This is a genomic window from Novosphingobium sp. 11B (genome assembly GCF_054589055.1).
In genome coordinates this window covers 32,275-38,769 of record NZ_BAAILP010000164.1, presented here as the reverse complement: position 1 = coordinate 38,769, position 6,495 = coordinate 32,275, and the positions used below count along the sequence as shown (strand labels likewise).

Here is a 6,495-nt window from a genome sequence, read left to right as displayed (position 1 = left end):
GCGCTCGCAATGACGAGAGGTGGCGAGACGAAAAGTGGCGGCCCATTCAGGCCGCCGCCTTTTCCTCCGCCGCCGCGAACCGGCGCGCCAGTACGGCGCAGACCATCAGCTGGATCTGGTGGAAGAACATCAGCGGCAGGATGATCGCACCCACTTGCGCCGCCGGGAACAGCACGCCCGCCAGCGGCACGCCGGTCGCGAGGCTCTTCTTCGAGCCGCAGAACAGCAGCACGATCCTGTCCTCGCGCGAGAAGCCCATGGCCTTCCCAACGAAGCTCGACACCACCATCACCACCGCCAGCACGCCCAGCGAAATCGCCGCGATCAGCGCCAGTTCGCCCACCGTCACCTTGTGCCACAGTCCTTCGAGCACCGCCGCGCCGAACGCGGTGTAGACCACCAGCAGGATCGAGCTGCGGTCGACGTAGCCCAGCACCTTCTTGTTGCGGGTGACGAAGCCGCCGATCCACGGGCGCAGGAAATGCCCCGCCAGGAACGGCAGCAGCAACTGCACCGAGATGTCGATGATCGGGTCCGTCGAGAACCCCTGGCTCCGGCCGGTAATGAACAGCGCCGTCAGCAGCGGCGTGATGAATATCCCCGCGAGGTTGGAGAACGAGGCGCTCACCACCGCCGCCGCGACATTGCCCCCGGCGATCGCGGTGAAGGCGATCGAGGACTGCACGGTGGAGGGCAACAGTGTCAGGAACAGCACGCCCGTCGCCAGCGAGGGCTCGATACCGGGGATCGCCCGCACGCCAAGGCCGATGATCGGGAACAGCAAGAAAGTCGTCGCACCGACGGTCAGGTGCAGCTTCCACGCCTTGGCGCCATCGAGGATCGCCTCGCGCGAGAGCTTGGCGCCGTGCAGGAAGAACAGCAGCGCGATGCCCGCATCCGCCACCCCGCCCGCGATCCGCGCCCACACGCCCTGCGCCGGCAGCACCGTCGCCAGCGCCACCGTGCCCAGCAGCATCAGCAGGAATGGGTCGATGTTCAGGCGGGCGAGCAGGCGGTTCATGCGGGGCGTTACCTCTTCAGAGCCACTTGTGCTCACGATACCATTGCGCCGTGGCCTTCAGCCCTTCGCGCGTCTCGATGCGGGGACGCCAGAGCTTGCCCGGCGGCGCGGCCTCGGGCGAGACCACCCAGTCCGGATGGCTGATGTAGGCGGCGCGGTCGAGCGTCATTTTTGCACGGGGGCCGCGCAAAAAATTGTCGATGCGCGCAGCGCGGTGCAGCATCGCCGGAGACAGGCCGATCACGCGCGGCCGCTTGCCCAGCGCCCAGCCGATCGCGAGGCCGAGTTCGAAATGCTCCCACCCCTGCGGCTTGCCGTCGTCCGGCTCGAAGACCTTGCCAGTCACCGACAGCCCGCCCGGCTCCAGCGCGACGAGCAGCCGCGCCAGGTCGTCGACATGGATCATCGAGGCACGGCCCTGCTTCGGCATCGGGATGAAGCCCCAGCGCGCCACGCGGAACAGCTCGAACATCTCCTTGTCGCGCGGGCCGTAGATCGCGGGCGGGCGCACGATGGTCCAGTCGAGCGGGCTGGCCATGACGATCTTCTCGGCCCGCGCCTTGGAGGCGCCGTAGGCCGACAGTTCCGGCTCGCGCGCGGAGAGCGAGGAGACATGGACGAAGCGTCGCACGCCCTCGCCCACGGTCGCTTCGATGAGGTTGAGGGTGCCGGTGACGTTGCCCGCCTCGAACCCGGCCGCATCGGGCGCGTTGACGACGCCCGCGACGTGGATCACCGCCTCGGCCCCGCGCACCAGTTCGACCAGCGAGGCGGGATTGCCCAGCTCGCCGCCGATCCAGTCGACATGCTCGCGCTCGGGCTGGGCGCGGCGGGTGAGTGCGCGCACGGCGAAGCCAGCCTCGATGGCCGCTTCCAGAACGGCCTGTCCGACGAAGCCGGTGGCGCCGGTGAGCGCGATGACCGGGCGGTCGATGAGATTGCGGCGGCGGTTCATTTCAACACCATCTGGTCGCGGTGGACCACAGCGGAGCGCGGCGAATAGCCGAGCACCTGTTCCTGCTCGCTCGAATGCAGGCCGACGATGGCGGCGCATTCGGCGGCGTCGTATTCGGAAAGACCATGGGCGAGCACTTTGCCCGCGCCGTCGACGATGGCGACGGGATCGCCGCGCGAGAACACGCCCTCGACCGCCGTGATGCCCTTGGCGAGCAGGCTGGACCCGCGCCCGAGTGCCGCTGCGGCACCGTCGTCCACCACGATCTCACCCTTGAGACGCAAGCGGCCGCCCAGCCAAGCCTTGCGCGCGGCGGCCTTGCGTCGGGGCACGAACAGGGTGCCGATGCCCTCCCGATCTTTGACGCCCACGATGCGCGCCACCGGGCGTTCGTGCTGGCCGTTGCCGATGACAAGGCAGATGCCCGCCAGTTCGGCGATCTCGGCCGCCTGCAGCTTGGAGACCATGCCGCCCGAGCCCATGCCGGAATTCGATTCGGTGCTCGCCATCGCCCGCACCTCGGCAGTGACACCCTCGACCACCGGGATCATCTTCGCACCGGGCAGCTTGGGGTGGCGGTCGTAGAGGCCGTCGATGTCGGAAAGCAGCACCACCGCACTCGCCTGCGCGGCCTGCGCCACGCGCGCGGCGAGGCGGTCGTTGTCGCCGAAGCGGATTTCCTGGGTCGCCACCGAATCGTTCTCGTTGATGACCGGCACCGCGCCCGCATCGAGCAGGCGGGTCAGCGTGGCCGTGACGTTGAGGTAACGGCGGCGGTCCTCAAGATCCTCCAGCGTCAGCAGCATCTGCGCGGCGGTGATGCCGTGCGCGCCCAGAAGCTCGGCCCAGAGGCCCGAAAGCGCGATCTGGCCGACGGCGGCACTGGCCTGCGCGTCGGCGAGGCTGCCGCGCCCCCCCTTCTCCAGCCCCAGCGTCGCCGCGCCCAGCGCGATCGCGCCCGAGGAGACGACGATCACGTCCTGCCCCCGCCCGCGCGCCTCGGCGATCTCGGCCACCAGCTGCGTGATCCAGGCGCGTCGGACGCCCTCCGGCCCGACGAGCAGCGCCGAACCCACCTTGATGACAAGGCGCGGCGCGAGGGAGGAATCGGCGAGGTCTGAGAGTCGGGCAATAGGCATGGGCGTGCCAGCCTCTAGGGGAAAGGTGCAGTTGAGGAAAGCGCAAGGTTGGGCGGCGATGCCCACCCCGCTGCGACTAACCTCGCCTGAGGCTCGGCAAGTCTCGCGGCCCTCCCGTAAGCGAGAGGACGAAAGCCCTCTTCTCCCCTCCTGCTTGCGGGAGGGGCCGGGGGTGGGCCTTCAACCCGTCAGATCGGCGACCAGGGCGTGTCGTCAGCCTCTTCGCGCTCGCCGGTGGGACGTTCGGTCACTGTGGCGGCGGGGAGGTAGTCTATCACCGCGTCGAGCAGGCGCGGCATGCCCTTGCCGGTCGCGCCGGAAATCGGGAACACTTCGTCCGCGCCGGCCTTGAGCAGTTCCTTGGCGTATTCCTCCGCCAGTGCGTCGTCGACCAGGTCGACCTTGTTCAGCGCCACCAGGCGGGGCTTGTCGGCCAGCAGTTCGCTATAGGCTTCCAGTTCCTCCTCGACGACCTGCATCGCCTCCACCGGATCGGTGTTGGAGATGTCGATGAGGTGGACCAGCACGCGGCAGCGTTCGATGTGGCCGAGGAAGCGATCGCCGATCCCCGCGCCGTCCGCCGCGCCTGCGATCAGGCCGGGAATGTCGGCCAGCACGAACTCGCGGTGCTTGTGCATGACGACGCCGAGCTGCGGACGCAGGGTTGTGAAGGCGTAGTCGCCGACCTTCGCCTTGGCGTTCGACAGGGCGTTGATGAAGGTGGACTTGCCCGCGTTAGGCATGCCGACAAGGCCGACGTCGGCCAGCAGCTTGAGGCGCAGCCACACCCACTGCTCGATCGGCGGCATACCGGGCTGGTGCTGGCGCGGAGCGCGGTTGGTGCTGGTCTTGTAGCTGGCGTTCCCGCGCCCGCCCATGCCGCCTTCGATGAAGGTGACGCGCTGGCCCGGCTCGGTGAGGTCGAGCAGCACGGTGTCGCGCCCTTCGTCGTCAGCGATGACCTGGGTGCCGATCGGCACCTTGATGACCAGGTCCTTGCCCGCCGCACCGTTGCGGTTCTGGCCCATGCCGTGGCCGCCGCGCGGGGCCTTGAAGTGCTGGGTATAGCGGAAGTCGATCAGCGTGTTGAGGCCGGGCACGGCTTCGAAGATGATGTCGCCGCCCTTGCCGCCGTTGCCGCCGTTGGGGCCGCCGTACTCGACGTACTTCTCACGCCGGAAGCTGACCGCACCGGGGCCACCGCCGCCTGCACGCACGTAAATCTTGGCTTGGTCGAGAAAATGCATCGGTCCTATCGCTTCCAGCGCTGATGAAGCGCCCCTTCGCGACCGGTCCCGGTCGCCGGAGGTTTTCCCTCCGCTGAACGCCGCTGGCCGCAGATAAACAAAAAACCCGGCCGTGTCTCGGGCCGGGTGATGCCCGGTTCGTCCGGACACGCCTGAATTGTGCGATACTGGTGGAGCCGAGGGGGATCGAACCCCTGACCTCGTCATTGCGAACGACGCGCTCTCCCAGCTGAGCTACGGCCCCGTTCCAGTATCAAGTCCGATTGCGTCACCGCGCTCGGGAGCGTCCCCTTAGCGAAGACGCCTCCCGCGCGGAAGAGAAAAAATGGGCGGGCGCGAAGATTCTCGCGCCCACTGCCGACGTCACTGTGCCTGCGGCACGCTCGCCTGAGGCTGGACGACAGGCTGGGCCATGACCTGCTCCGCGTTCGGACGCACGGTGATGAGGCCGTTAGACCCGTAGCGCGATTGCCATGCGGCCAGATCGGCGCGGTACTGATCATAAGCATCGAAGAACGCCTTGAACGGCGCCTCCAGCTTGGCGAGGCCGGTGTACGACCAGTTGTCGAACTGGCTCGGCTCCACCGTGTTCAATTCGGCGCTCACCTCCATCGCTGCCTGGCAGAAGCTGGAGTCGACCGGCGGCAGCGAGAAGAAGTTGTAGACCTGCGTCTGGTAGGTCTCGCGCGCGACGATCGCGGCGCGGCCGGAATGCTGCGTACGGAAGCTCGCGTCGATTTCCTTGCTCGCACGGTCGAGCGACTTGTCGTAGACCTTCAGGAAACGCTTGTAGCCCTCGAGGATCGGGGTGAACTGAACCTCGACGCAGTTGAGCGCAGCCACGTTATAGGCCGAGCGGAAGTTCCAGATCGTCTGCGACGTGGAAATCCCGTAATTCACGGTCTGGCGCGTGCCATCCTCTGCCTTGGCCGGCACCCTCATTTCGAGCGGCGCGCCCATCGGCGGCGTCGGCATCGGCGGGATCACCACGACCGGCGGCGGGGGTGGCGGGGGCGGAGGCGGCTTCGCACAGCCTGCCAGCGCGGCAAGCGTGACGGCCACCGCCGAGCCCGCCAGCAAGGAAAGGCGACGACGCCCCTGCCCGTTGTCGATCATCTCAAGCCCTCGGTACACGCATCGTTCTCCATCGCGGCAAACGGTCTAACCCCGCTGAGTCATAAAGCAAATGCCCGGTGCGATAAAACGCACCGGGCATCATGCTTAGGTGAAACTGCACTGTGGATTAATCGCTTCGGAGGAAAATTATCTCCATTCCGGTTGCGATTAACCGCCGCCCTTAGTCTCGCTGGCCGAGGAAGCTCAGCAGGAACTGGAACATGTTGATGAAGTCCAGGTACAGGCTCAGCGCGCCGAGGATCACGGCCTTGCCGACGAAATCGGTGCCGCGCAGGTGGTAGTACTGGTTCTTGAGCATCTGCGTGTCATAGGCGGTCAACCCTGCGAAGATCAGCACGCCGAGGATCGAGATCGCCAGCTGCAGCACGCTCGAACCCACGAAGATATTCACCAGCGAAGCGATCAGGATGCCGACCACGCCCATGATCAGGAAGGTGCCAAAGCCCGACAGGTCCTTCTTCGTGGTGTAACCATAGAGGCTGAGGCCCGCGAAAGCCGCCGCCGTCGCGAAGAACGTGGTCGCGATCGAGGTCGCCGTGTAGATCACGAAGATCGTCGAGAGCGATACGCCCATCACGGCCGCGAACGCCCAGTAGAGCACCTTCAGCGTGCCTTCGCTGAACCGCTGCGCGCCGCCGCTGATCGCGAAGACGAAGCCCAGCGGGGCCAGCATGACCAGCCACTTGATCGGCGACTGCATCATAGCGATCGCGTAAGGCGCGAAGAGCATCGCGACGATGCCCGAAAGCAGCACGCCCGAGGCCATGTAGTTGTAGATCGACAGCATGTGCCGACGCAGACCCGCATCGTAAGCGGTCCGGCCGGCGGTGCGACCGAGATCGCTGCCGTCACGGCTCGGAGACGCACCGAAGCCCTGACGGGGCTGGGGGTCGTTCCAATTCGCCATTTCAAACTCCCTTTAGCGGAGAAGCCAGCCAAATGCGGTCCCGCTCAGGAGGGAATATCGCGCTCGAACGCGAAAGTTTCAAGAAGAAC

6 protein-coding genes and 1 tRNA gene are annotated in these 6,495 nt (G+C 66.8%); all 7 read right to left on the bottom strand.

Annotated features, from left to right (window positions below):
* Positions 1 to 46: 46 nt before the first annotated feature.
* The 7 genes from ACYPYD_RS15265 to ACYPYD_RS15235 all read right to left on the bottom strand — a co-directional run bounded on the left by ACYPYD_RS15265 (position 47) and on the right by ACYPYD_RS15235 (position 6,406).
* Complete coding sequence (locus tag ACYPYD_RS15265; RefSeq protein WP_459664011.1) at positions 47 to 1,021, bottom strand: bile acid:sodium symporter family protein; 975 nt, start codon at positions 1,019 to 1,021, stop codon at positions 47 to 49.
* Between the two features lie 16 nt (positions 1,022 to 1,037).
* Complete coding sequence (locus ACYPYD_RS15260) at positions 1,038 to 1,976, bottom strand: NAD-dependent epimerase/dehydratase family protein (protein ID WP_459664010.1); 939 nt, start codon at positions 1,974 to 1,976, stop codon at positions 1,038 to 1,040.
* Positions 1,973 to 3,115 carry a glutamate 5-kinase gene (proB, locus tag ACYPYD_RS15255; RefSeq protein WP_459664008.1) on the bottom strand — a complete coding sequence of 381 codons (1,143 nt, stop codon included), beginning with the start codon at positions 3,113 to 3,115 and terminating at the stop codon, positions 1,973 to 1,975. The genes ACYPYD_RS15260 and proB overlap by 4 nt, the downstream gene beginning before the upstream one ends.
* Before the next feature lie 188 nt (positions 3,116 to 3,303).
* A complete protein-coding gene (gene obgE / locus ACYPYD_RS15250) occupies positions 3,304 to 4,362 on the bottom strand; it encodes a GTPase ObgE (RefSeq protein ID WP_008830189.1) in 1,059 nt (352 codons plus the stop codon).
* Positions 4,363 to 4,530: 168 nt separating this feature from the next.
* Positions 4,531 to 4,606: transfer RNA gene (locus ACYPYD_RS15245), tRNA-Ala, on the bottom strand.
* A gap of 119 nt (positions 4,607 to 4,725) precedes the next feature.
* Positions 4,726 to 5,496, bottom strand: coding sequence for a hypothetical protein (locus tag ACYPYD_RS15240; protein ID WP_156799823.1), 771 nt, complete (start codon positions 5,494 to 5,496; stop codon positions 4,726 to 4,728).
* Between the two features lie 163 nt (positions 5,497 to 5,659).
* Positions 5,660 to 6,406, bottom strand: coding sequence for a Bax inhibitor-1/YccA family protein (locus ACYPYD_RS15235; protein WP_008830191.1), 747 nt, complete (start codon positions 6,404 to 6,406; stop codon positions 5,660 to 5,662).
* Positions 6,407 to 6,495 lie beyond the last annotated feature (89 nt).